Origin of the sequence: Nocardia sp. NPDC051321, assembly GCF_044455225.1 — a bacterium.
Lineage (GTDB): Bacteria > Actinomycetota > Actinomycetes > Mycobacteriales > Mycobacteriaceae > Nocardia.
In genome coordinates this window covers 287,071-309,017 of record NZ_JBITEM010000007.1, presented here as the reverse complement: position 1 = coordinate 309,017, position 21,947 = coordinate 287,071, and the positions used below count along the sequence as shown (strand labels likewise).

Here is a 21,947-nt window from a genome sequence, read left to right as displayed (position 1 = left end):
AGTTTGTTCCGAGGAGTCCCGTGGCCGACGAATCCGCCGCCGAGCAGGCCAAACAGCTGGTGAACCTGCTGTGGCGGCACGAGCTGCCGCCGCGCCAGGGTGGGCGCGGACCGAAGCCGGCGGTCAGTGTGGACGCCGTGATCGACGCCGCGGTGGCGCTCGCCGATCGGGACGGCTACGCGAAGGTGTCCATTCGCGCGGTGGCCGCCGAACTGGGCTTGCGCCCGATGAGCCTGTACACCTACGTGCCGAGCAAGGACGCGTTGACCGTGCTGATGGCCGACGCCGTTGCCTGCGAGGACGCGCCGATCCCCGCGACGCTGCCGGTGCGCGCGCGGATGGCCGCCATTGCCCGCCAGACGCGCGCTGAGCTGATCGCCCATCCGTGGCTGCTGGAAGTATCGCCGTGGCGGCTGGTGATCGGCCCCGGTCGAATGCGCCGCTACGAACGGCAGCTTGCCGCGATCGACGGCATCGGCCTTTCGGATGTCGAGCTGGATCGGGTGATCGCCGTTTTGTCCGAATTCGCCACCGGCAACGCGCGTGTCGCGGTAGGGGCGCAGCGCGACGCGCGGGAAATGACCGACGTCGAGTGGTGGGAGGTGCACGGCCCCTTGCTCGCTCAGGCCATGCCGTCCAGTCTGTTTCCGTTGTCGGCTCGCGTCGGTGCGACGGTCGGCGAGCTCTATCAGGCCCCCGCAGACCCGGACGGCGCCTTCGACTACGGCCTGAACCGACTCCTGGACGGGATCCTCGACCGAAATCCCCCCGAACACACCGACAGCGGGCGATCCGAGGATCGCCCGCTGCGGTAAACGGTTTTCTGTTGTCGGATGTTGTTATCTCAGGACGCGAGGAGTTGGTCAGATAGCGGGAGCGGATTCCGTGTCGATCACGGCTTCCAGCTCACGCAGTCGATCCATGTGTTCGTTCGCGTGGTGCTGGCAGAAGAGCAACTCTCCACCTGCGGGCAGAACGGCACGCACTCGTGCTGCCGCCCCGCAGCGGTCGCAACGATCGACCGCGGTCAGTGGGGTGCTAGTCAGGGTTCCTGGCATGACTCCTCCGTCCTGGCTCCCGGTTTCAGAGACCGTTCGCCTGGTGTGGGGCCCGTGGTCACTCCGCGGGCTCGCAACCGCTACTTCCCAGCAGTGGTATGACTACTCTGTCAGACGTTCGGGACGGGGGCTTTGTTCCCGTGAGTGATTCTGTGTGTTTTCGATAACACGACCAGGGATTTCGCTACTGGCGAACATCCCAGGTCACGCTACGAACTACGTTTGGTCACCACCTCGAACAGGCCGATCCAGTTGTCTACCGGGAGATTACCCGTGACCCATGACACTCACACGCTTGTTCACATATGCACTTTGAGCGAGTGGCTTTCCGCCCGGCAAACCGGCGAGTATCGCGCGCCGTCGCTCGACGAGGTGGGGTTCATCCATCTGTCCGCGCCGCAGCAGGCCCACCTGCCCGCCAACCGGCTCTTCGCCGGTCGCCGCGACCTGGTGCTGCTCCGCCTCGATCCGGCCCGTCTCGGCTCGCCGGTGAAGTGGGAGCCCGGCGTGCCGACCGACCCGGCGTCGATGCTGTTCCCGCACCTGTACGGGCCGCTGCCGACGGGCGCGGTGATCGCCGTCGAGGAGTTTCAGCCCGGTCCGGACGGCGTGTTCGCGCCACTGGCCACCTGAGCTAGCGGTCGCGGACCTCGCGCGCCACGATGGCGGCCTGAACCCGCGACCGCACACCGAGTTTCGTCAGCACCCGGGACACGTGGGTCTTCACCGTGGTTTCGCCGATGAACAGGCGACCGGCGATTTGGGCGTTGGACAGCCCGTCGCCGAGACAGTCGAGCACCTCGCGTTCGCGCTCGGTGAGGTCGCCGAATCCGCTCGGCTCCGGTTCGGCCGCATCGGTATTCGTCGCGGCGAAGGCGGTGATCACGGCCCTGGTCACCTCCGGGGCGAGCACGCCGTCGCCCGCCGCCACCGCGCGGACCGCATCGATCAGCGACTGCCCCGACGCCGACTTCAGCACGAAACCCGACGCGCCGGCGCGCAACGTCCGGAAGACGTACTCGTCCAGATCGAACGTCGTCAGGATCAGCACCTTGGCCGGCCCGTCGGCGGTGACCCGTTCGGTCGCGGTGATCCCGTCCACGCCGGGCATCCGTACGTCCATCAGCACCACGTGCGGCCGCAACGCCTTGGCCTGGGCGACCGCGACATCGCCGTCGGCCGCCTCGCCGACCACCTCGATGTCGTCCTCGGCGTCCAGGATCATCCGCAATCCCGCGCGGATCGCGGCATGGTCGTCGGCGATCAATACCCGGATCGTCATGACGCGCTCGCCGTGGACAGCGGCAGGTGGGCGAGCACTTCCCAGCGTCCGGAATCCGGTCCGGCGGTGAAGTTTCCGCCGAGCGCGGCGGTCCGCTCGCGCATGTTGATCAGACCGCGGTGCGGGTCGCCGTTCTCGGTGCGCCGCAGCGCGACCGCGGACAGGGGGTTGCGTACCAGCACCCGTAGCTCGCCGTCGCGCGGGCCAACCTCGATCTCGACCTCTTGTCCCGGTGCGTGTTTCATGGCGTTGGTCAATGCCTCCTGAACGATGCGGTACGCGGCCTGATCGACCGCGCTGGGAAGTTCGGTCCCGTCGAGGGTTTCGCGCACCCGCACGGTGATCCCGGCCGCGCGGGCGGCATCGACCAGCATGGACAGCTGCGCCAGCCTGCGTGGCGCGGCCACCTCGTCGGCGCCGCCGTCGCTGCGCAGCAGCCCGATCATGGTGCGCATCTCCTGCAGCGCGCTGACGCTGTTGGTCCGGATCGACCGCATGATCCCGGTGACCGCCGGGTCGACCTCCTTGCGGCCCATCACCCCGAGCGCGGCCTCGGACTGGATCGCGATGGCCGACAGGTGTCCGGCGATCACGTCGTGCAGATCGCGCGCCATGGTGGTGCGCTCATCCGCGATGGCGGCGCGCCGGTCGAGCTCGGCGACCAGGGTGAGCGCCTGTGCCCTGGCCCGTTCGGCACCGGCGATCTCCTTGTGGGTGCGCACCGAATTCGCCCACCACAGCGGCGTTGCGATGAACGCGACCACGACGACCAGGGCGATCGAGACGGCGCGCAGGTCGCCGGTGCGGACCAGCGTCAGGATCACCACCAGTCCCGAGAACACCGACCAGGCCATCATCGTGATCCGCGACGCCTGCCGCTTCGAATACAGCACCGACGCGTAGATCAGGTCGCCGTACAGGATCCACACCGGCACCGACGGGCCGAGATGCATGTCCACCAGCAGCGGCACCAGCCCGACGATCATGGCCAGCACCGGCATTCGACGACGGCACATCGTCAACAGGCACAGCGGCGCGAACACCGCGAGCCGCGTCGTCAGCGGCACGTCGATGCCGCGTTCGATCAGGGCGTACAGATTCGCGGCATAGAGCCCGGCGCCGCCGGCGAACGAGAGCACCGCGCCAAGCGCGTCGCGCGCCGTACCGGGGACGTCCGACCACTGCCTCACCCCACCATCTCAGCACAAGCCTGACCAGGCGCCATCGGCCGAAGTGAGGACCGCACCGAGGAGTGAATCGGACATCCGTCTAATCTGGACACGTGAATGTCGACGTGACTGCCCTCCCCGGGATTGGAGTCCGCAAAGACTTCGAGGTGCGCTCCGGCCGCCGGATCGGCGTGGTCGCGCATCGCGACGGCGATATCGATCTCATCATCTCCAAGACGGACGATCCCGACGCCTGCGCCGCGCAGATCCCGCTGAGCACCGACGAAGCCGCCGTGCTCGCCAACCTGCTCGGCGCGCCGCAGCTGGTCGCGAAGCTGAACGACGAACACAGCGACCTGCCCGGCATCACCACCCGGCAGCTGCCGATCGCCGACGAATCGCCCTACGAGGGACGAACTCTCGGCGAGACCGCGATGCGCACCCGCACCAAGGTGTCGATCGTCGCGGTGATGCGGGCCGGCCAGTTGCATCCCTCACCCGGTCCTGACTTCACCTTCACCTCAGGCGATGTGCTCGTCGTCGTCGGTACCCCGGACGGCCTGGACAGCGCCGCCAAGATCCTCACGCACGGCTGAAATCAGTGACTGGAACCGCGCTCGCCTTGGTCGAGCTCGGAGCGATTCTGTTTGTCCTCGGCACCTTCGGGCGAGTGGCTGGTCGCTTCGGCATGTCTCCCATTCCGCTCTACCTGATCGGTGGCCTCGCCTTCGGCCAGGGTGGCTTCGTCCAACTCACCGCCGCCAACGAATTCGGCCATGTGGCAGGCGAAATCGGGGTCGTGCTGCTGTTGTTGCTGCTCGGCCTCGAGTACACCGCGCCGGAACTGATGACCGGCCTGCGTCGGTCCTGGGCGGCCGGCCTGGTCGATATCGTGGCGAACGCGACGCCAGGTGTGATCGTGGCGCTGGTCCTCGGCTGGGGTGCGGTCGGCGCGGTCACCATGGGCGGTGTCACCTACATCTCGTCCTCGGGCATCGTCGCGAAGGTGCTCAACGACCTCGGGCGGCTCGGTAACCGCGAGACGCCGGTGATCCTGTCCATCCTGGTGTTCGAGGATCTGGCGATGGCGGTATATCTGCCGATCCTGACCACTATTTTGGCGGGGCTGAGTTTCGCCAGCGGCGCGAAATCCCTTGCTATCGCCCTCACCGCGATCACGGTGGTGCTGGTGGTCGCGCTGCGCTACGGCCGCTACGTCTCGGCCATCGTGGACAGCTCGGACAACGAAGTCTTCCTGCTGAAGCTGCTCGGCGCGGCACTGCTGGTGGCCGGTGTGGCCTCGGCGTTGAACGTGTCCGCGGCGGTCGGGGCGTTCCTGCTCGGCATCGCCATCTCCGGCTCGACCGCACACGAGGCGGCGAAACTCCTGGAACCGCTGCGTGATCTGTTCGCGGCGATCTTCTTCGTGGCCTTCGGGCTCACCACCGACCCACAGGCCATTCCGCCGGTGCTCGGCTGGGCGATCGCCTTGGCGGTGGTGACCACGCTGACCAAGATCGCCACCGGCTGGTGGGCGGCGAGCAGGCAGGGCATCCGGCCGATGGGTCGCGCGCGGGCGGGCGCGGCGCTGGTCGCGCGCGGCGAATTCTCCATCGTCATCGCGGGATTGGCGGTGACCATGGGCGGCGTCGACGGTCAACTGGCCGCGCTCGCCTCGGCCTACGTGCTGCTGATGGCGATCGTTGGCCCGATCGCGGCGCGCGTCGTCGAGCCGGTCGTCGGGCTGGTGCAGCGGCGCGTGAAGCCGGCCGCCATTACCCCGTAACCGTTTACGGCGCTCACCCGCTCGCGGAGGGAGCCGCCGCGCCCGCGGGTGCCTCCGCGATCACCGTGGTGCCCGTCGTGGCGGGCGTGGGGTCTGCCGATTCACGCGCCCGGCGTCGCGCCGTGGTGCGATCGATCCAGCGCCAAAAGGTGGTCGCCATGATGGCGACCACGAAGCCGATCAGGGTCGCACACAGGTGCCCGTAGTCGGTGAACGTCGGCCCGGTACATGCCGCGGCGACCATCACCGCGATCAGCGTTCCGGCCCAGACCAGCCGCGTCAGCCCGCGGAATCGGAAGGCCATCGCGGCGAGCACCGCGGAGAAGCCGTAGCTGGTACCGACGTCGGTGGCGTGGGCGACCCGGTACGGGATCAGACCGTGGTCGATGGCGTGCGAGATGCCGGTGACCGTGAGCAACGTGGCGCCGATGTGCCCGGCGGCGAACAGCAGGATCCAGCGGCTGGTGCCGAGCCAGCGTTCGGCGGCGGCCATGACGATCAGGAAGCAGCCGATGGTGGTCCACGGGAAGCCGCCGTCGGTCCAGAAGGCGGAGGCGACCAGCACCTGAACGGGATTGTGTCGCATGTTGATCAGATTGGTGGACGCGGACAGGATCAGCCGATGTTCGGTCGAGTCACCGAGCCCGCGCAGCGTCCACCAGGTGACGAACAGGGTGAAGGCATAGGCGGTGCTGGCCGGTGCGGCCGACAGATGCGCGCGAATCGCCGGCAGCACCCGACGCCACAGCCGCGGGCGGCGTAACCACGCCCAGGCCGCTCGCAGCTCCGCGACTAGATCGACGGTCTGCGTCCAGGGTGTCTCGAGCCTGCTCGAGGGAGAGGCAACCACTCACCTAGTCTGCCGTGTCCGGATCGGGAAGCGCCGACCGGCTGGCGGATGACTCCTGGCTGTTACCCGACGTGCGGCCCGGGCCATCGGAGCCTTCGCCGCGCTGGTGCAAGCGTCGGTTACGGAAACCCGGCCCGGTCTGCTGTGTTCCGGGTCACCCGAGCCGGCACCGCGTCCGTAACGTCGTTTCACACCCGGGCAACAAACGCTCCCAAGAATTGGTCCACCGACCAAACGGTATGTGGATGAGGAGTGCGTAGCGCCTATGACTATCGAGGACGTGCAGGTGACCGATACCGCGACCGCGGACTATCTGGCCAAGCGGACGTTGCGCTCCGGCTCCGCGGGGTGGGTGCTGCTCGCCGGACTGGGTGTCAGCTATGTGATATCCGGTGACTACGCGGGCTGGAACAGCGGCATCGCCCAGGGCGGCTTCGGTGGCCTGCTCATCGCGACGGTGGTGATCGCGGGCATGTACCTGGCGATGGTTCTCGGCATGGCCGAGTTGTCGGCGGCACTGCCCGCGGCAGGCGGCGGCTACACCTTTGCCAGGCGGGCACTCGGACCGTGGGGTGGATTCGCCACCGGCACAGCGATATTGCTGGAATACGCGATCGCGCCCGCAGCCATCGCCACGTTCATCGGCGGGTATGTCGAATCGTTGAACCTGTTCGGGATCACCGACGGCTGGTGGGTGTATCTCGTCGTGTACGCGCTGTTCATCGGGGTGCATCTGACCGGGGCGGGGGAGGCGCTCAAGGCGATGTTCGTGATCACCGCGATCGCGCTCGTCGGCCTCGCGGTGTTCGCGGTTTCGGGTTGGGGACTGTTCGAGGCGGGCAATCTCACCGATATCCCCGCCGACCCGAATGCTGTTGGTAGTTCATCGTTCCTGCCGTTCGGCGTGTTCGGGATCTGGGCGGCGGTGCCGTTCGCGATCTGGTTCTTCCTGGCCGTCGAGGGGGTGCCACTGGCCGCCGAGGAGGCGCGGGAGCCGGCGAAGAACGTGCCGAAGGGGATCATCAGCGCGATGCTCGTGCTGATCGTCACCGGTGCCGCAGTGCTGTTCCTGGCCACCGGAGCACTTGGCGCGCAAGCCATTTCGACCTCGGGCAATCCGCTGGTCGAGGCGCTCGGTGACAGTGGGTCCGCGAAACTGGTGAACTACATCGGACTGGCCGGCCTGGTCGCCAGCTTCTTCTCCATCGTCTACGCCTACTCCCGGCAGACGTTCGCGCTGTCGCGGGCGGGTTATCTGCCGACGAGCCTGTCGGTGACCAACGCACGCAAGGCGCCGGTCCTCGCCCTGATCGTGCCCGGCGCAGTCGGTTTCGCGCTGTCACTCACCGGCAAGGGCGCGATGCTGCTGAACATGGCGGTGTTCGGCGCGGCGCTCAGCTATGTGCTGATGATGGTCAGCCACATCGCGCTCCGGGTGCGTGAACCGAATATGCCGCGCCCGTACCGCACGCCCGGCGGCATCGCGACCACCGCGTTCGCGCTCGTGATCGCCTGTGCCGCAGTGATTGCCACGTTCCTTGTCGATCCGGCGGCGGCGACCTGGACGCTCGTCGCGTTCTGCGCCTTCATGGCCTACTTCGGTCTGTACAGCAGGCATCGGCTGGTGGCCAACTCGCCGGACGAGGAATTCGCGATGCTGGCCGAGGCCGAGCGGGGCCTGGAATGACCTGCTACACACAGCGACTCGGCGGCACTACCTATCAATTCGACGGCCTCGTCGAGTTGCTCGCCAAGGCCACCCCGCTGCGCAGCGGCGACGAACTGGCGGGCTGCGCCGCGCATTCGGACGCCGAGCGAGCCGCCGCCCAGTGGGCGCTGGCCGAGGTGCCGCTGACCCGGTTCCTCGACGAGCCGGTGGTGCCGTACGAGACCGACGAGGTCACCCGGCTGATCATCGATACCCACGATCGCGCTGCGTTCCAACCGATTTCGCAGCTCACCGTTGGCGGTCTGCGGGACTGGCTGCTGGCTGTCGCGGCCGGTGCCGATGCCGCGGCGATCCTGGGCGCGGTGGCGGCCGGTCTCACGCCGGAGATGGCGGCCGCGGTCAGCAAGATCATGCGCAACCAAGACCTGATCGCGGTCGCCCGTGCCACCGTGGTCACCGCCGGATTTCGGACCACCGTCGGCCTACCTGGCACGCTGGCCACCCGGTTACAGCCGAACCACCCCACCGATGACCCGCGCGGCATCGCCGCCGCCACGCTCGACGGGCTGCTGCTCGGCTGCGGCGACGCGGTGATCGGGATCAATCCGGCGACCGATTCGCCGCGGGCGACCGCCGACCTGCTGAGCCTGCTCGACGAGGTGCGGGTCCGCTTCGACATCCCGACGCAGTCCTGTGTGCTCTCGCACGTCACCACGACCATCGGCCTGATCGAGGCGGGCGCTCCGGTCGATCTGGTGTTCCAGTCGGTCGCGGGCACCGAGGGCGCCAATGCCGGTTTCGGCGTTGATATTTCGCTGCTGCGGGAGGGCAACGAGGCGGGCAGGTCGCTGCGCCGTGGCACCGTCGGCGACAACGTGATGTACCTGGAAACCGGTCAGGGCTCGGCGCTGTCGGCGGGCGCGCACCTCGGCACCGGCGGCAAGCCCGTCGATCAGCAGACCCTGGAGGCCAGGGCCTACGCGGTGGCCCGCGACCTGGACCCGCTGCTGGTCAACACCGTCGTCGGCTTCATCGGCCCGGAATACCTCTACGACGGCAAACAGATCATCCGCGCCGGACTGGAAGACCACTTCTGCGGCAAGTTGCTCGGCCTGCCGATGGGCGTGGACGTCTGCTACACCAACCACGCCGAAGCCGACCAGGACGACATGGACACACTGCTGACCCTGTTGGGTGCGGCGGGCTGCGCCTTCGTCATCGCCGTCCCCGGCGCCGACGACGTCATGCTCGGCTATCAGAGCCTCAGCTTCCACGATGCCCTGTATGCCCGGCGCGTGCTGAACCTGCGTCCCGCACCGGAATTCGAGGCGTGGCTGTCCGGGCTCGGCATGATCGACGGCGCGGGCCGGGTACTCCCGGTGGAGCCGCTCGCCTCGCCATTGCGCGCGTTGGCGGGTGCCTGATGAAACGCCGGAACCCAAGGCTGGAAGTTGTTGCGCCGCTGTATGACGGGGCGTGGACCGACGCCGAGCGCATGTCGTCAAAATCGGAAAGCGTTGCGGCACAACTTTTCTGGCAGGACCTCCGGCGCAGTACCCAATCCAGGATCGGCCTGGGTCGCACCGGTGACGCACTGCCCACCGCACGGGTGCTGGAATTCCGCGCGGCGCATGCGGCGGCGCGCGACGCGGTGCACATGCCATTGGACGTGGCCGCGCTGGGGGAGCGGATCGCCGCGCTCGGCATCGGCGAACCCGTGCACGTGCGCAGCCGAGCGGGCGACCGCGCGGAGTACCTGCGCAGACCGGACCTCGGCCGGTTACCCGCCGGATCTCCCGATCCCGCAATCGGGTCTGATTTGTCCGGCGTGCCGCGCGGCAACGCCGACATCGGATTCGTCCTGGCCGATGGATTGTCACCGCGCGCGCTGACCGACCACGGCCCCGCGACTGTTGCCGCGCTGATCGAAGGACTGGCACCGCACTACTCGATCGCCGCGCCCGTGCTCGCCACCCAGGCCCGCGTCGCCCTCGGCGACCATATCGCCGAGGCGATGGGCGTGGCGACGGTCGTGGTGCTGATCGGGGAGCGCCCTGGCCTCTCGGTAGCCGACAGCCTCGGCATCTACCTGACCCATTTGCCCCACCCAGGTCGCACGGACGCCGACCGCAACTGCGTTTCCAACATTCACCCGCCGGAAGGCCTCGGCTACCGGCAGGCGGCAAAGGTGGTCGCGGGCTTGGTCTCCGGCGCGCGCGTCCTCGGCCGCTCCGGTGTCGACCTCAAGGACACCTCACGCGCCGACGCGCTCGGCGCCGGCGAGATCATCTCGATCGCGAGCGATCGCGACTGACCCGCTCGGCAGGGTCACAACCCTTTAATGGCGGCGTCGGCCCGTGCGGCAGCGCTTTTCGCGCGCGCGGCGGCCTGCTTGACGAGCTTGTGCTCGGTATCGGTGACCTCGACCTGGCTGACGCCGGGTGTCGGCGCGGGCGCGGCCTGGGCACGAACGACAAAACCGACCACGGCCAGCACGGCAGTGATCGCGACGGCGACGAACAGGGAACGCAGAACACGCACTTGTCCTCCAAGAATGATCAGGGTGGAGCCGGACCAAGCGAGAGACGAGACGATGTGGCACAGCCACCATAGCGGCCGTTGTGCTGCTCGTTTGCTCAGGCCCGCCGGAGATCATCACGGGAACGACAAAGCCCGCATCCGCCGGACCGCTGAAAAGAAAAGCGGCACAACGAATGCGGGCGTCGAAACGGACTAATCCAGGTAGTCGCGCAGGACCTGCGAGCGGCTGGGGTGGCGCAGCTTGCTCATGGTCTTGGACTCGATCTGCCGGATGCGCTCACGGGTGACCCCGTACACCTGACCGATCTCGTCGAGGGTGCGCGGCTGGCCGTCGGTGAGGCCGAAACGCAGCCGGACCACGCCCGCCTCGCGCTCGGACAGCGTCTCCAGTACCGACTGCAGCTGATCCTGCAGCAGCGTGAAGCTCACCGCGTCCACGGCGACAACGGCTTCGGAGTCCTCGATGAAGTCACCGAGCTGGCTGTCGCCCTCGTCGCCGATGGTCTGGTCCAGCGAGATGGGCTCACGCGCGTACTGCTGGATTTCCAGCACCTTTTCCGGCGTGATGTCCATTTCCTTGGCGAGCTCCTCCGGGGTGGGCTCGCGGCCCAGGTCCTGGAGCAGTTCGCGCTGGATGCGACCGAGCTTGTTGATGACCTCGACCATGTGCACCGGGATACGGATGGTGCGGGCCTGGTCGGCCATGGCGCGGGTGATGGCCTGCCGGATCCACCAGGTGGCGTACGTGGAGAACTTGTAGCCCTTGGTGTAATCGAACTTCTCGACGGCGCGGATCAGACCCAGGTTGCCCTCCTGGATCAGATCGAGGAACGCCATGCCGCGGCCGGTGTAGCGCTTGGCCAGCGAGACGACCAGTCGCAGGTTGGCTTCCAGCAGATGGTTCTTGGCGCGGTTGCCGTCGCGGACGATCCAGGTGTAATCGCGACGCATCGCGACCGGCAGCTTCTCGCCCTGCTCGGTGAACTCACGCACCTTCTCCGCCGCGTAGAGGCCGGCCTCGATCCGCTTGGCGAGTTCGACCTCCTCTTCGGCGTTGAGGAGCGCGACCTTGCCGATCTGCTTGAGGTAGGCGCGCACCGAGTCGGCCGACGCGGTGAGCTCGGCGTCCTTGCGGGCCTGTCGTAGCGCCTCGGATTCCTCTTCGTCCCAGACGAAGTCGCCCGATGCCTTGTCGGCGGCGGTCGGCTCGACCTCCTCCTCCGCGGCCTCGGCGACCTCCTCGACGACCAGGTCCTCGGCCTCTTCGGTCAGGTCGTCCTCGGAGACCTCGAGATCGCCGAGATCGGCGACGTCGAGCGACTCGTCGTCGCCTGCGTCCTCGGGGCCTGGCTCGCCGTCGGCTCCCACCTTCTTGGTGGCAGCCTTCTTGGCGGGCGCCTTGGCACCGGCTTTCTTCGCAGGCGCCTTCTTGGCAGCGGCCTTCTTCGCCGGAGCCTTCTTCGCGGCAGCCGCCTTACGGACCGGCCGTGCTTCGGTTACATCTGCGGAATCGGCCTCGGCCGAATCGGCGGTCTGACGGGTATTCGTGGCTACCACGTACGCCCTTTCGTGACGGTCTCGTGCGGCGTCACGCCAGAGTGGTCTTCCGGCGGAGCGGTCTGTCGGGTTTCACCGGCGGAACACCGGGCACGTTCCATTGTAACGATCTAACCAGGGTACCTATGGCCACCATGCATGAGGCGGCGCTTCGCAAGCTCAGCTTCACTCGATGTCAGCAACGGTAAAGCCTTGGTTCGCTGCGCTACACCCACGGTATACCGTCCGAAGACGCCACGTCGCGGGGTTGCCACACCCGGTCTACGGCGCGATGCCCGCGTCGATCGCCATCGCAGCGCCGACGATGCCCGCGGTGTTCCGCAGATGCGCGGGAATCACCTGAGTTCGGTTGGTGAGCAACGGAATCCATTGATCGGCGTCGCGGCTGATGCCGCCGCCCGCGACGAACACCTTCGGCCAGAAAAGGTTCTCCAGACCGCTCAGTACGGTGCTCACCTCGGCGGCCCACTGCTCGAAGCTCAACCCGTCGCGATCCTTGATCGAGGCGGCGGCGCGATGCTCGGTCTCCATGCCGCCGATCTCGAGATGGCCGAGTTCGCTGTTGGCCACCAGGGTGCCGTGGTACAGCAGGGCCGAGCCGATGCCGGTGCCGAAGGTCAGCAGCAGTACCAGCCCGGCGAAATCCTTTGCCGCGCCGTAGCGGTCCTCGGCCAGGCCCGCCGCGTCCGCGTCGTTGAGCACGGTCACCTCGCGCCCGTCCAGCGTGTCCGAGAACAGTGCCCGTGCGTCGGTGCCGACCCAGGCCTTGTCGATATTGGCCGCGGTGCGCGCGACGCCGTCGAGGATGACCGAGGGCAGGGTGATGCCGACCGGCCCGTCCCAATCGGCTTGTGCGACCAGCTTTGCCACCGCGTCGGCGACGGCCTGCGGGGTGGACGGATGCGGTGTCGCGATCTTGATGCGTTCGTGGACCAGCTCACCGGTCGCCAGATCCACCGCGCCACCCTTGACGCCGCTGCCGCCGATATCGATGCCGAATGCGTGCCCCCGAGCGGACATGACTGAGCCCTCGTTCCTGTGCTGGCCGGTGTGGAGCACAACACCGATGCACAAGGCTGCACCCCGGCCGTGAGCGGCGCTGCGGTGGTGTGCCCGACGACGGCGTTGTGTCGTGCACGACAAGAGTAATGCGCGATCGATGCTGCGCGTGCCCGAGGATCTGTGATGCGATGGGGAGCGTGCCGGAAACCTCATCGCCCGTGTCCGACTACACCTCCGAGATCATCGTCGCCCGCGGCGACGAGGCTGAACTGCGCAGAGTCGCGGTCGACCTCGCCGAAACCGCCGCGGCGCACGTCCGCGCCCGCCGCCCCGAGGTCTTCGGTCTGGCGGGTGGACCCGCCCAAGACGCGGTGCAGTCCAAAAGCCATCCGACCGATCCGGTGACCATCGTGGACACCGAAACCGAAGAACTCATCCGCGGCCTGCTCGCCGAGCAACGCCCCGGCGACCCCATCCTCGGCGAGGAGGGCGGCGGCAGCCTCGCCGACTCCGCCGCCGACGTCGTGCACTGGGTAGTAGACCCAATCGACGGCACGGTGAATTTCCTGTATGGCATCCCCAGCTACGCGGTCTCGGTGGCCGCGATGCGCGGCGGCAGGCCAGTCGCCGGCGCGGTGGTGGACGTCGCCAGGCGGGCCACCTACAGCGCCGGTCTCGGGCTCGGCGCGATCCGGGTGGACGCCGAGGGCGCGGTGGAACATCTGCGCTGCACGCCGGTCGAGACGGTGTCGATGTCGTTGGTGGCCACCGGTTTCGCCTACGGCAAGCACCGGCGGACCAGACAGGCTCAACTCATCGCCGAGATCCTGCCGCGGGTGCGTGACATTCGTCGCTTCGGCTCGGCCGCGCTCGACCTGTGCCACGTCGCGGCGGGCCGGGTGGACGCCTACTTCGAGCACGGCCTCAACGCCTGGGACTGGGGTGCGGGCGCGCTGATCGCGGCCGAGGCGGGCGCCCGGCTCACCCTGCCGCCCGCCACCAATCCGGGCGAGGCGGGCGATCTGGTGATCGCCGCGGCGCCCGGCATCGCCGACGAGCTGTTCGAGCTGCTCGACCGCGTGGGTGCCACTGAGGCGATCCTGGACCGCTGACTTGCGCCAGACCCATGTGCCCAGGGGACAGCTGATTTCGTGGGCACATGGGTAACTCACCGGGTACGGGCCGACGCTGCCGCCGACCTGACCGCCGGTCGCCGATGTCACCGCATAGACGCCTGAATCTGGCCTGAATTCGCGGAGAGGCGGGTCAGCAGCGGGCCTGTCTGGCGGCTTCCAAGAGCTTGATGTCGATCGAGGTGCTGTTGCCCGGCGCCGGGTTCTTCAGCGACCGCAGCACCTCCTCGGCGTCGTTGCTGGGCCGGATGTCGCGGAACAGCGACCCGAGCACCATGTCGACCGTCTCGTCGGACCGCTGGTCCTCGATCAGCTCGGCGCACGGCACCACCAGCTGGACCGACGCGGCGGCCGGTCGGCCGTTGACGCCGAACCGGATCTGGCCGGTGCATTCCAGGTCGCCGTTGACGTATACCGAATCGTTGCCATATTGCGTTCCCGGCGCGCTGGCGAACCCGAGGTCACCGAACTGCGCCGCGACGTGCGCGGCCTGGCCACGCTGGTTGTTCGCGTTGAGCACGCGCACCCGGCTTGCCGCCAGCGGCGCCGGTTCCACGTCCTGCAGCCGGCTCGAGCCGACCCGCTGGCCGAGCGTCGCCGCTGGTTGAGCGCCCGGCTCGGTGGCCGGGCTCGGCGAATTGCACGCCATCGCGCTGGTGTCGTGCTCGGTCGTCGTCAACGCCTTGACCCACACAATCGTGCAGATCAGCGTGACGATGCCGAGCATGATGAGCCAGGGCTGCGGGCGCCGTCGGAGGAAGGGCCTGCCCTGGGAATCCACGGGGCGGCCTTCGGTGATCAGTGAAACCACCAGCACACTCTACGAAAGTGTCACGCCTGCCGGGCACGGCAGGCCGACGGGAGACGGCCGGGGTGCGGAAATATCCCCGCAAGGTCTCGGGAAGTTCGACGGACGGTGTCGATTACCCGTCGGTTTCGAATCGTCTGTGTTTTGATTGCGACTTTTGTGCTGGGGTCCGCTATTGTCTGGCGGCCCAGATCGAATCGCCGGTGGCGAAATTGGTGGTCGGTCGCGGGAACAAGTAGGGCATGTCCTGCGTTTACCGAGCGCTATCCGGAGTGGATCAGCCCGATCCGACCTGATGGGTGACCGGTGTACGTGTGACGTGCACCACCGGCGGGGCGGTGCGAGTCGCGGCGGTTCCAGCAGGAATCGGTGTGAGCAATCCGGTCCGGGATATATGAAGTAAGGACGAGGGGAAGACGACATGGCAACCGACTATGACGCACCGAGGCGTACCGAAACCGACGATGTGTCGGAAGATTCGCTGGAGGAGCTGAAGGCTCGTCGTAACGAGGCACAGTCCGCCGTCGTGGATATCGACGAATCCGATACCGCGGAGTCGTTCGAGCTTCCCGGCGCGGACCTGTCCGACGAGGTGCTGAGCGTTCGGGTGATCCCGAAGCAGGCCGACGAGTTCACCTGTTCCAGCTGCTTTCTGGTGCACCACCGGAGCAGGCTGGCCAGCGAGAAGGGTGGACAGCTGATCTGCATGGACTGCGGCGCTTGAGTTAGCTCGAGGTGATCAGCCCGCGCTGGGCAGCCCCAGCGCGGCTAGGACCCGATCGGGATGACGCGTGCTGACCAACCAGTACGGTGTCGGATCGTCCGGGTCGTCGAGTACGAGAAGCACCATCGGCCCGATCCACGGCCGATGCTGCACATAGGCGGCGGGGTCGAGCTGTCGACCCAGCGCCGCGCTCTTCGCCGTGCGGGCGACGACGGCCGCGCGGGCGACGAAATTCACCGGCAGGTGGGCGCGGTCGGCGCGCAGCTCCGACGTGCCCGACGCGTCCGGCGAGACCTCCACCCGGTGCCTGCTCAGCCACACCAGCACCCACACCGGAATCGGGAACAGCAGCACGTAGGGCAGCCACGCCCGCAATCCCGGTGCGCCCATGTGGATTTCGGCCGCCAGCAGCCCCGTGATGGCGAACGCCACCGGCCACCACCACAGCGGCACCCAGAGGCGCTCGCGGTAGGGCTTGGGGGTTTGCTGTTTCTGGTCCATCGTCACTGGGGTTGGCTGGTCCGACACGAGTCAACACTAATTCACGACTGCGGCTGGTCAACGCGTAGGCTCGACCAACGTGAGGGAGCGAAGCGAGCGAACCATGGACACAGCAGCCACGCTCATGACGGAGCCGAGCGCTAGCGAGGTGGAGTCGTGAGCGCACTTTCACCCATACCCTTGCTGCGGCTGGATCCCGGCATCCCCATGCCCGCGCGCGCCCATCAGGGCGACGCAGGCGTGGACCTGTGCACCACGGAAGACGTCATCCTGGAACCGGGGGAGCGAGTGCTGGTCGGCACCGGCGTCGCGGTCGCGCTACCCGTCGGCACGGTCGGCCTGATCCATCCCCGATCGGGGCTGGCCGCCAAGACCGGTCTGTCGGTGGTGAACACCCCCGGCACGGTCGATGCCGGATATCGCGGCGAGATCAAGGTGTGCCTGATCAACCACGATCTGCGCACGCCCATCGAATTGCGCCGGGGCGACCGGATCGCGCAGCTGCTGGTGCAGCGGGTGGAATTGGTCGACTTCGTTGAGGTCGACACGCTCGACGAAACTGCGCGCGGTGCGGGCGGTTACGGCTCGAGCGGCGGTCACGCGAGTCTGACCGGTGCGGGCCAGGCCACCGTCAAGGAGGCGTGATGGGCATGTTCGGCAAGAAGAAGAGATCCTCGGACGACGACCGGTATCCGGCCGACGACTACGACGAGATCGACGAGTTCGACGACGAAGACCAGTACGACACCGACGAACACCCGGTGGTCGCCGGAAACTACGGCGCCGCTGGGGCTGCGGGTTCGGGTCCGTACGACTTCACCGAGGTTTCCGACCTGCTGGAGAAGGTCACCGATCAGCGGCTCGACCTCGGCTCGGTGATCCTGCCGGTGCCGCAGGGCGGCCAACTGCAGGTCGAGATGACTCCCGACGGCACGCCGCAGGCCGTGCACCTGGCCACCGAGCACGGCAGGCTCACCGTCGCCGCGTACGCCGCGCCGAAGTCGGCGGGCCAATGGCGCACGGTGGCCGCCGATCTCGCCGATTCGCTGCGCAACGACGGCGCGCGGGTCGCGGTGGAGACCGGCCCGTGGGGTCGCGAGCTGCTCGCCATCACCGAGGGCGCGGACCTGCGATTCATCGGTGTCGACGGGCCACGCTGGATGGTTCGGCTGGTCGCGGCGGGACCGTCGGGTGCGTCCAACGACGGCAGTCCGCTGGTCGCGGCGGCCCGGGCGATCTTGCGCGAGACCGTGATTCGGCGCGGCGACGATCCGCTGCCGGTGCGCGAGCCACTACCCGTGGTGCTGCCGCAGGAACTGGCCGAACAACTGGCCGCGGCGCACCAAGCACAGGCCGACGCCCAGCAACAGCAGGCGGCGGCGCAGGCCGCGGCCGCGCAGGCGGGCCCGCAGGGCGTGGTGCCGCCACGGATGCCGGAGGGGCCGCGCCGTGGTGCGGACGGTTCGGCCATGCAGCAGCTGGGCCTGAATTAACGAGTCGCTCGGCCTGAGCTGAGTCGGCTGTATGTCAGCGATCAGCTCGGCCGCGCGTCGGCTCAGCTGGCGCGATCGTAGTCAGCCCAGCCAGGGGCAGCAGCTGGCCAGCCGCTCGTCGGCGATCAGCTCGGCCATGCATCGACAGTTGGCTCAGTTGCGACAATGATCCACTCACCTGTGCGATCCCCGGCAGCCCATCCGGGCGCAGCGGCCGACTCAGTCGAGTGCCAGCGCGGCAAATCCCTTGTGCCCCAGGATCGCTGGATCCGCGCCGAGCTCGGCGAGCGTGATCCGGTGAATCGTCGACCGAGGGATGAGCGCCGCCCACTCCTCGGCGATCGCGAACGGATGCACCGGATCGTCCACGGCCGTCACCACCGCGACCGGCACCTCGATGGTGCCGAGCCGTTCGGTCCCCGGCCACTTGTAATCGGCCGCTTCCTCAAGTGCCGCAGGCAGATTCGGCCACTGTGACCGCCACGATCGCGTCAGCGCGTCGGCGAGCCACTGCGGGCTGCTTGCCTGCATCCGCTCCACCACCGCGTCCAATCCGTCGGCCCGCAACTGTGCCGCCGTCGCCGACGCGCTCAACGCGGCGGGGCAGGCGGCGGTGTCCGGTCCGGTCCAGCCCGGCAGCGCCGCGACCACCCCGACCGTCCGTTCCGGATGCTCGGCCGCCCACTCGATCGCCACCGCGGCGCCCAACGAGATTCCCGCCACAACAATCGGTCCCGCCGCGGCCGCCGCGTCGAGCGCGGCCCGGTAACTCGCGACCACCGCCCTCGGATCCGGCTCCACCGCGACCACGTCGAGACGGCGCGCTGTGCAGGCGGGTTCGAACGCGCGACGCGCGAAATCCGCGTCGGATCCGGTTCCTGGCAGCGCCACGACGACGTGGGCGGCCGACGCGGAGTGTGGGGAGTCGAACACCGGTCCGAGCGTAGCGGGGGTGTGCTGGTGCATCTACAGTGGCGGGTGTACGTCCACCGCCGGTCGTGCTGAGAATCCACGATGGTGTGCGATCCACACTGTCTGCTCTATGCAGGAGAGCGTGCGAAATGTCATCCGCTGCCTCAGGGTATTTTCGACGTCTGGGCCGCAGACTGACCGAGGATCTCGACCAGTTGGACGCCGAGGAGCTTGCCGAGAAATCGGAGGCTTCTGGAGCGTGCCGTGCGTCGGAGTGTCGCCGCGGCGACGAGGCCACGATGCTCGGTAAGCTGCGCAGTGTCGAAGCGTGTTCGAAGTCCGCGGGCGCTACTGTGCAGGCGGAATTCTTCGACGGAACCGATGCCATCACCCTGGTCTGGATCGGCCGTCGGCGCATTCCCGGTATCGAGCCGGGGCGGCGTATCTTGGTTCGCGGCCGCGTCGGTGATCGAGACGGCCGCAAGGTGATCTACAACCCCTACTACGAACTGCGCGGGAACAGCTGACGTATGCCATCGAGCAACGACAACGCCCCCTCGGGCGAACAGACCCCCTCGACCGAACAGCTCGAGCCGAACCCGGCTCTCGACCTTGACGAGGAAGAGGAAGCGGCCGAACAGACGTTGCTCGAGCAGTTGGGCGGCTTCAGCGGCCTGATCTATTCGACCGTCCCCGTAGTCGTGTTCGTTCCTGTGAACAGCTTCGCCGGACTGACCTGGGCGATCTGGGCCGCACTCGGCGTTGCCGCGCTCATCCTGGTCTGGCGCCTGATCCGGCGCAGCCCCATCCAGCCCGCCATCTCCGGCTTCCTCGGCGTCGGCATCTGCGCGTTCATCGCCTACCGGATGGGTGAGGCCAAGGGCTTCTTCCTTTTCGGCATCTACACGAGCCTGGTCTACGCGGGCGTCTTCCTGATCTCGATGCTGGTGCGCTGGCCACTGGTCGGCGTGATCTGGGGCGTGCTGAACGGCCACGGCACCGAGTGGCGCGGCGATCAGCGGGTGCAGCGGCTCTACTACCTCGCGACCACCACCTGGGTGCTGGTCTTCGGCGCCCGCTATCTGGTGCAGTCACAGCTCTACGACACCGACCGCACCGGCTGGCTCGCGTTCACCCGCATCGCCATGGGCTGGCCGCTCACCGCGGTCGCGCTGGCGGTCACGGTCTGGGCGGTGCGCCGCGCGGGGCATATGCCCACCAAGACGGCGGTAGCCGAGCCCGCGTAGGACGTTAACTCGACGGCCCTTCGCCGCGAAAACCCTCCGGGGTGGTGTAGTCCCACCGCAGAGGTGGGGGGTTACCCACCCTGGGGTGCCTGGAGGCAAGCCCGAGTTCATCAGACGATCGTTGCGTACAGAAAACAACGCACGATCGAAGGAAGGACTCGGACGTGGCTACCGAGCACAACACCGCGGCATTGTCGAAGAACCACAATCCGGCCCTGTCGGAGAGTCGCCGGGTGGCGGCCGAACTTGACAAGTTGATCGGCCCCGCGGCAGCGGGCGACCGCAACGCCGTCACCGAGATCGTCCGCATCGTGCATCCGCTGGTCCGCCGGTATTGCGGTGCCCGCCTTGGTAATACGGCGCACCTGCAGGTCACCGCCGACGACGTGGTGCAGGAGATCCTGATCGCCACCGTCAAGGCGATCCCGCGCTACCGCGATCAGGGCAAGTCCTTCCTCGCCTTCGTCTACGGCATCGCCGCGAACAAGGTCGCCGACGCGTTCCGCCGGTCCCAGCAGCACCCCACCTACCCGATGGCCGAGATGCCGGACACCGCGTCCACCGAGGCCGGGCCCGAGGAGTGGGCGCTCGCGCTCGAACGGCGCGCGGCCACCAAGGAACTCATGAAGATCCTGGCGCCCGCGCATCGCGAGGTGCTGGTGATGCGCATCGTGCTCGGCTGGTCGGCGGCGCAGACCGCCGAGGCCATCGGCACCAGCCCCGGCGTGGTCCGGGTGATGCAGCACCGCGCGCTGAACAAGCTGCGCGCGGAACTGAAGGTCGCCTGATCGAAGTCGCGACCGCCGCGCATCAGCCCTGTCGGGGAGTCAAGGCTTGATGCCATGGTTGGCGAGTTCGACCCTGAGGTCCTCTTCGGCCTCCACCGAGGTCACGAACAGCAGTTCGTCGTCGCCCTCGAACGGATCATCGGGTTGCGGCACGATCACCCGGCCGCCGCGCAGAATCGTCACCAGGGCGGCGTCACGCGGCAGGGTGAGCGTGCGCACCGGCTTGCCCGCCAGCCCGGTGTCGGCGGGCAGCGTGATCTCGACCAGGTTGGCCTGACCCTGCCGCAGCGTCATCAGGCGCACCAGATCGCCGACCGTGACCGCCTCTTCGACGAGCGAGGCGAGCAGGCGCGGCGTCGACACCGCGACGTCCACACCCCATGACGAATCGAACAGCCACTCGTTGCGCGGATCGTTCACCCGCGCCACCACCCGGCGCACGCCGAACTCGGTCTTGGCGAGCAGGCTGTGTACCAGGTTGGCTTTGTCGTCGCCGGTGGCCGCGATGACCACCTCATAGGTTTCCAGTCCCGCGTCCTCGAGCAGCGCGAGCTCGCAGGCGTCGGCGTGCACCCAGACCGCGTCCGGGATCGCCTCCGGCTCGATGTGGTCGAGTTGCCGCTCGAGCAACATGACGTTGTGCCCGCCGCGCAGCAATTCCCTGGCGATGGATCGGCCGACGGCGCCTGCCCCGGCGATGGCCACTTTCATGTTCAGTCCTCGCTCACGGGGGGCTTGCCTGCCAACGCGATGGCCTCACCCACAGAACCGGAGGTGGCGGCGACATAGACGACATCATCGGCCTGCACGATGGTCTTGCTGTCGGGCAGCAGGCCCTGACCGAATCGGATGATGAACGCGACGCGCACGTTCACATCGCGTTCCAGGTCGCGCACCGTCCGGCCATACCAATTCTCGTGCAACGTCAGCTGCGTCACAGCTACCGTTCCGGTCGGGTCGCGCCAGGTGGTGGTGCTGCTGTCGCCGATGAGGGCGCGCAGGAACCGGTCGGTGGTCCACGGCACGGTGGCGATAGTCGGGATGCCGAGCCGCTCGTAGACCGCGGCGCGCTTGGCGTCATAGATGCGCGCGACCACGCGCTCGACGCCGAACATCTCGCGGGCCACCCGCGCGGAGATGATGTTGGAATTGTCGCCCGAGGAGACCGCGGCGAACGCGTCGGCCCGCTCGATTCCGGCCCGTACCAGCACATCTCGATCGAAACCGACGCCGGTCACCCGCTCACCGGTGAAGTCCTGGCCCAGGCGAAGGAAGGCGGCCGGGTCCCGATCGATCACGGTGACCTCGTGGCCGACCCGGACCAGGGCACGGGCCAGCGCCGATCCGACGCGCCCGCAACCCATGATCACTACGTACACCCGTGCACCCTCGTTCCTGGAACCAAGCGTTCGGTCTGCTAATTATGT

At 68.0% G+C, this 21,947-nt stretch carries 26 protein-coding genes; 14 read left to right on the top strand and 12 right to left on the bottom strand.

What is annotated here, in order from left to right; all coding sequences use genetic code 11:
* Nucleotides 1-20 precede the first annotated feature (20 nt).
* Nucleotides 21-815, top strand: a complete 795-nt coding sequence (locus ACIA8C_RS18880) for a TetR/AcrR family transcriptional regulator (protein WP_397136209.1) — start codon at nt 21-23, stop codon at nt 813-815.
* A gap of 48 nt (nt 816-863) precedes the next feature.
* Here ACIA8C_RS18880 and ACIA8C_RS18875 read toward each other — a convergent pair whose 3' ends face one another.
* Nucleotides 864-1,058 carry a hypothetical protein gene (locus tag ACIA8C_RS18875; protein ID WP_150405918.1) on the bottom strand — a complete coding sequence of 65 codons (195 nt, stop codon included), beginning with the start codon at nt 1,056-1,058 and terminating at the stop codon, nt 864-866.
* Nucleotides 1,059-1,370: 312 nt separating this feature from the next.
* On the opposite strand from ACIA8C_RS18875, the gene ACIA8C_RS18870 reads away from it, so the two are divergent.
* A complete protein-coding gene (locus ACIA8C_RS18870; RefSeq protein ID WP_397136207.1) occupies nt 1,371-1,691 on the top strand; it encodes a DUF952 domain-containing protein in 321 nt (106 codons plus the stop codon).
* Between the two features lies 1 nt (nt 1,692).
* On the opposite strand, the gene ACIA8C_RS18865 is transcribed toward ACIA8C_RS18870, so the two are convergent.
* Both ACIA8C_RS18865 and ACIA8C_RS18860 read right to left on the bottom strand, forming a co-directional pair.
* Entirely contained in the window at nt 1,693-2,340 is a 648-nt protein-coding gene (locus ACIA8C_RS18865) for a response regulator (RefSeq protein WP_397136205.1), read from the bottom strand.
* On the bottom strand, nt 2,337-3,530 hold the full coding sequence (locus tag ACIA8C_RS18860) for a sensor histidine kinase (protein ID WP_397136203.1): 1,194 nt from the start codon (nt 3,528-3,530) through the stop codon (nt 2,337-2,339). The genes ACIA8C_RS18865 and ACIA8C_RS18860 overlap by 4 nt, the downstream gene beginning before the upstream one ends.
* 92 nt (nt 3,531-3,622) lie before the next feature.
* On the opposite strand from ACIA8C_RS18860, the gene ACIA8C_RS18855 reads away from it, so the two are divergent.
* A complete protein-coding gene (locus ACIA8C_RS18855) occupies nt 3,623-4,105 on the top strand; it encodes a cation:proton antiporter regulatory subunit (protein WP_397136201.1) in 483 nt (160 codons plus the stop codon).
* A gap of 5 nt (nt 4,106-4,110) precedes the next feature.
* Nucleotides 4,111-5,295 (top strand): cation:proton antiporter, encoded by a 1,185-nt coding sequence (locus tag ACIA8C_RS18850; RefSeq protein WP_397136199.1) that lies wholly within the window; start codon nt 4,111-4,113, stop codon nt 5,293-5,295.
* Nucleotides 5,296-5,308: 13 nt separating this feature from the next.
* On the opposite strand, the gene ACIA8C_RS18845 is transcribed toward ACIA8C_RS18850, so the two are convergent.
* Nucleotides 5,309-6,145 carry a rhomboid-like protein gene (locus ACIA8C_RS18845; protein WP_397136197.1) on the bottom strand — a complete coding sequence of 279 codons (837 nt, stop codon included), beginning with the start codon at nt 6,143-6,145 and terminating at the stop codon, nt 5,309-5,311.
* Between the two features lie 265 nt (nt 6,146-6,410).
* Here ACIA8C_RS18845 and eat point away from each other — a divergent pair, with 265 nt between their 5' ends.
* From eat to eutC, 3 genes are all read left to right on the top strand, one after another.
* The gene (gene eat, locus ACIA8C_RS18840) at nt 6,411-7,832 is read left to right on the top strand and encodes an ethanolamine permease (protein WP_397136195.1); all 1,422 of its coding nucleotides are present in this window, start codon (nt 6,411-6,413) and stop codon (nt 7,830-7,832) included.
* Nucleotides 7,829-9,238: an ethanolamine ammonia-lyase subunit EutB gene (locus tag ACIA8C_RS18835; RefSeq protein WP_397136193.1), complete on the top strand. Its 1,410-nt coding sequence runs from the start codon at nt 7,829-7,831 to the stop codon at nt 9,236-9,238. The genes eat and ACIA8C_RS18835 overlap by 4 nt, the downstream gene beginning before the upstream one ends.
* Before the next feature lie 71 nt (nt 9,239-9,309).
* Nucleotides 9,310-10,128 carry an ethanolamine ammonia-lyase subunit EutC gene (gene eutC / locus ACIA8C_RS18830; protein ID WP_397136574.1) on the top strand — a complete coding sequence of 273 codons (819 nt, stop codon included), beginning with the start codon at nt 9,310-9,312 and terminating at the stop codon, nt 10,126-10,128.
* A gap of 14 nt (nt 10,129-10,142) precedes the next feature.
* On the opposite strand, the gene ACIA8C_RS18825 is transcribed toward eutC, so the two are convergent.
* The 3 genes from ACIA8C_RS18825 to ppgK all read right to left on the bottom strand — a co-directional run bounded on the left by ACIA8C_RS18825 (nt 10,143) and on the right by ppgK (nt 12,932).
* Nucleotides 10,143-10,355 (bottom strand): hypothetical protein, encoded by a 213-nt coding sequence (locus tag ACIA8C_RS18825; RefSeq protein ID WP_397136191.1) that lies wholly within the window; start codon nt 10,353-10,355, stop codon nt 10,143-10,145.
* A gap of 192 nt (nt 10,356-10,547) precedes the next feature.
* The gene (locus ACIA8C_RS18820) at nt 10,548-11,912 is read right to left on the bottom strand and encodes an RNA polymerase sigma factor (protein ID WP_397136189.1); all 1,365 of its coding nucleotides are present in this window, start codon (nt 11,910-11,912) and stop codon (nt 10,548-10,550) included.
* 261 nt (nt 11,913-12,173) lie between these two features.
* A complete protein-coding gene (gene ppgK / locus ACIA8C_RS18815) occupies nt 12,174-12,932 on the bottom strand; it encodes a polyphosphate--glucose phosphotransferase (RefSeq protein ID WP_397136187.1) in 759 nt (252 codons plus the stop codon).
* A gap of 170 nt (nt 12,933-13,102) precedes the next feature.
* On the opposite strand from ppgK, the gene ACIA8C_RS18810 reads away from it, so the two are divergent.
* Nucleotides 13,103-14,026 carry an inositol monophosphatase family protein gene (locus tag ACIA8C_RS18810; protein ID WP_397136185.1) on the top strand — a complete coding sequence of 308 codons (924 nt, stop codon included), beginning with the start codon at nt 13,103-13,105 and terminating at the stop codon, nt 14,024-14,026.
* 154 nt (nt 14,027-14,180) lie between these two features.
* Here ACIA8C_RS18810 and cei read toward each other — a convergent pair whose 3' ends face one another.
* Nucleotides 14,181-14,858, bottom strand: coding sequence for an envelope integrity protein Cei (gene cei, locus ACIA8C_RS18805; RefSeq protein WP_397136184.1), 678 nt, complete (start codon nt 14,856-14,858; stop codon nt 14,181-14,183).
* Between the two features lie 418 nt (nt 14,859-15,276).
* On the opposite strand from cei, the gene ACIA8C_RS18800 reads away from it, so the two are divergent.
* Entirely contained in the window at nt 15,277-15,579 is a 303-nt protein-coding gene (locus tag ACIA8C_RS18800) for a DUF4193 domain-containing protein (protein ID WP_364721347.1), read from the top strand.
* A gap of 15 nt (nt 15,580-15,594) precedes the next feature.
* Here the strand turns inward: ACIA8C_RS18800 and ACIA8C_RS18795 are convergent, their stop codons facing one another.
* On the bottom strand, nt 15,595-16,080 hold the full coding sequence (locus ACIA8C_RS18795) for a DUF3093 domain-containing protein (RefSeq protein WP_397136572.1): 486 nt from the start codon (nt 16,078-16,080) through the stop codon (nt 15,595-15,597).
* A 156-nt stretch (nt 16,081-16,236) separates the two neighbouring features.
* On the opposite strand from ACIA8C_RS18795, the gene dut reads away from it, so the two are divergent.
* Nucleotides 16,237-16,725, top strand: coding sequence for a dUTP diphosphatase (gene dut, locus ACIA8C_RS18790; protein WP_396998469.1), 489 nt, complete (start codon nt 16,237-16,239; stop codon nt 16,723-16,725).
* 5 nt (nt 16,726-16,730) lie between these two features.
* On the top strand, nt 16,731-17,573 hold the full coding sequence (locus tag ACIA8C_RS18785) for a DUF3710 domain-containing protein (protein WP_397136570.1): 843 nt from the start codon (nt 16,731-16,733) through the stop codon (nt 17,571-17,573).
* Between the two features lie 219 nt (nt 17,574-17,792).
* Here the strand turns inward: ACIA8C_RS18785 and ACIA8C_RS18780 are convergent, their stop codons facing one another.
* Nucleotides 17,793-18,506, bottom strand: coding sequence for an alpha/beta fold hydrolase (locus tag ACIA8C_RS18780; protein ID WP_397136182.1), 714 nt, complete (start codon nt 18,504-18,506; stop codon nt 17,793-17,795).
* 128 nt (nt 18,507-18,634) lie between these two features.
* Here ACIA8C_RS18780 and ACIA8C_RS18775 point away from each other — a divergent pair, with 128 nt between their 5' ends.
* From ACIA8C_RS18775 to ACIA8C_RS18765, 3 genes are all read left to right on the top strand, one after another.
* Nucleotides 18,635-19,012, top strand: coding sequence for an OB-fold nucleic acid binding domain-containing protein (locus ACIA8C_RS18775; RefSeq protein ID WP_040736821.1), 378 nt, complete (start codon nt 18,635-18,637; stop codon nt 19,010-19,012).
* A gap of 3 nt (nt 19,013-19,015) precedes the next feature.
* Nucleotides 19,016-19,732, top strand: coding sequence for a DUF3159 domain-containing protein (locus ACIA8C_RS18770; protein ID WP_397136180.1), 717 nt, complete (start codon nt 19,016-19,018; stop codon nt 19,730-19,732).
* A gap of 164 nt (nt 19,733-19,896) precedes the next feature.
* Nucleotides 19,897-20,520 carry a sigma-70 family RNA polymerase sigma factor gene (locus tag ACIA8C_RS18765; RefSeq protein ID WP_397136178.1) on the top strand — a complete coding sequence of 208 codons (624 nt, stop codon included), beginning with the start codon at nt 19,897-19,899 and terminating at the stop codon, nt 20,518-20,520.
* A gap of 39 nt (nt 20,521-20,559) precedes the next feature.
* Here the strand turns inward: ACIA8C_RS18765 and ACIA8C_RS18760 are convergent, their stop codons facing one another.
* Complete coding sequence (locus tag ACIA8C_RS18760; RefSeq protein ID WP_397136176.1) at nt 20,560-21,231, bottom strand: potassium channel family protein; 672 nt, start codon at nt 21,229-21,231, stop codon at nt 20,560-20,562.
* A gap of 2 nt (nt 21,232-21,233) precedes the next feature.
* A complete protein-coding gene (locus ACIA8C_RS18755; protein ID WP_397136174.1) occupies nt 21,234-21,899 on the bottom strand; it encodes a potassium channel family protein in 666 nt (221 codons plus the stop codon).
* Nucleotides 21,900-21,947 lie beyond the last annotated feature (48 nt).

Bases quoted from the DNA above. Each gene is read 5' to 3' on its own strand.
- ACIA8C_RS18875 (WP_150405918.1), bottom strand. From the start codon at position 1,058: ATGCCAGGAACCCTGACTAGCACCCCACTGACCGCGGTCGATCGTTGC.
- ACIA8C_RS18865 (WP_397136205.1), bottom strand. From the start codon at position 2,340: ATGACGATCCGGGTATTGATCGCCGACGACCATGCCGCGATCCGCGCG.
- eat (WP_397136195.1), top strand. From the start codon at position 6,411: ATGACTATCGAGGACGTGCAGGTGACCGATACCGCGACCGCGGACTAT.
- ACIA8C_RS18835 (WP_397136193.1), top strand. From the start codon at position 7,829: ATGACCTGCTACACACAGCGACTCGGCGGCACTACCTATCAATTCGAC.
- eutC (WP_397136574.1), top strand. From the start codon at position 9,310: ATGTCGTCAAAATCGGAAAGCGTTGCGGCACAACTTTTCTGGCAGGAC.
- ppgK (WP_397136187.1), bottom strand. From the start codon at position 12,932: ATGTCCGCTCGGGGGCACGCATTCGGCATCGATATCGGCGGCAGCGGC.
- ACIA8C_RS18810 (WP_397136185.1), top strand. From the start codon at position 13,103: ATGGGGAGCGTGCCGGAAACCTCATCGCCCGTGTCCGACTACACCTCC.
- ACIA8C_RS18800 (WP_364721347.1), top strand. From the start codon at position 15,277: ATGGCAACCGACTATGACGCACCGAGGCGTACCGAAACCGACGATGTG.
- ACIA8C_RS18795 (WP_397136572.1), bottom strand. From the start codon at position 16,080: ATGGACCAGAAACAGCAAACCCCCAAGCCCTACCGCGAGCGCCTCTGG.
- ACIA8C_RS18785 (WP_397136570.1), top strand. From the start codon at position 16,731: ATGTTCGGCAAGAAGAAGAGATCCTCGGACGACGACCGGTATCCGGCC.
- ACIA8C_RS18775 (WP_040736821.1), top strand. From the start codon at position 18,635: ATGTCATCCGCTGCCTCAGGGTATTTTCGACGTCTGGGCCGCAGACTG.
- ACIA8C_RS18770 (WP_397136180.1), top strand. From the start codon at position 19,016: ATGCCATCGAGCAACGACAACGCCCCCTCGGGCGAACAGACCCCCTCG.
- ACIA8C_RS18760 (WP_397136176.1), bottom strand. From the start codon at position 21,231: ATGAAAGTGGCCATCGCCGGGGCAGGCGCCGTCGGCCGATCCATCGCC.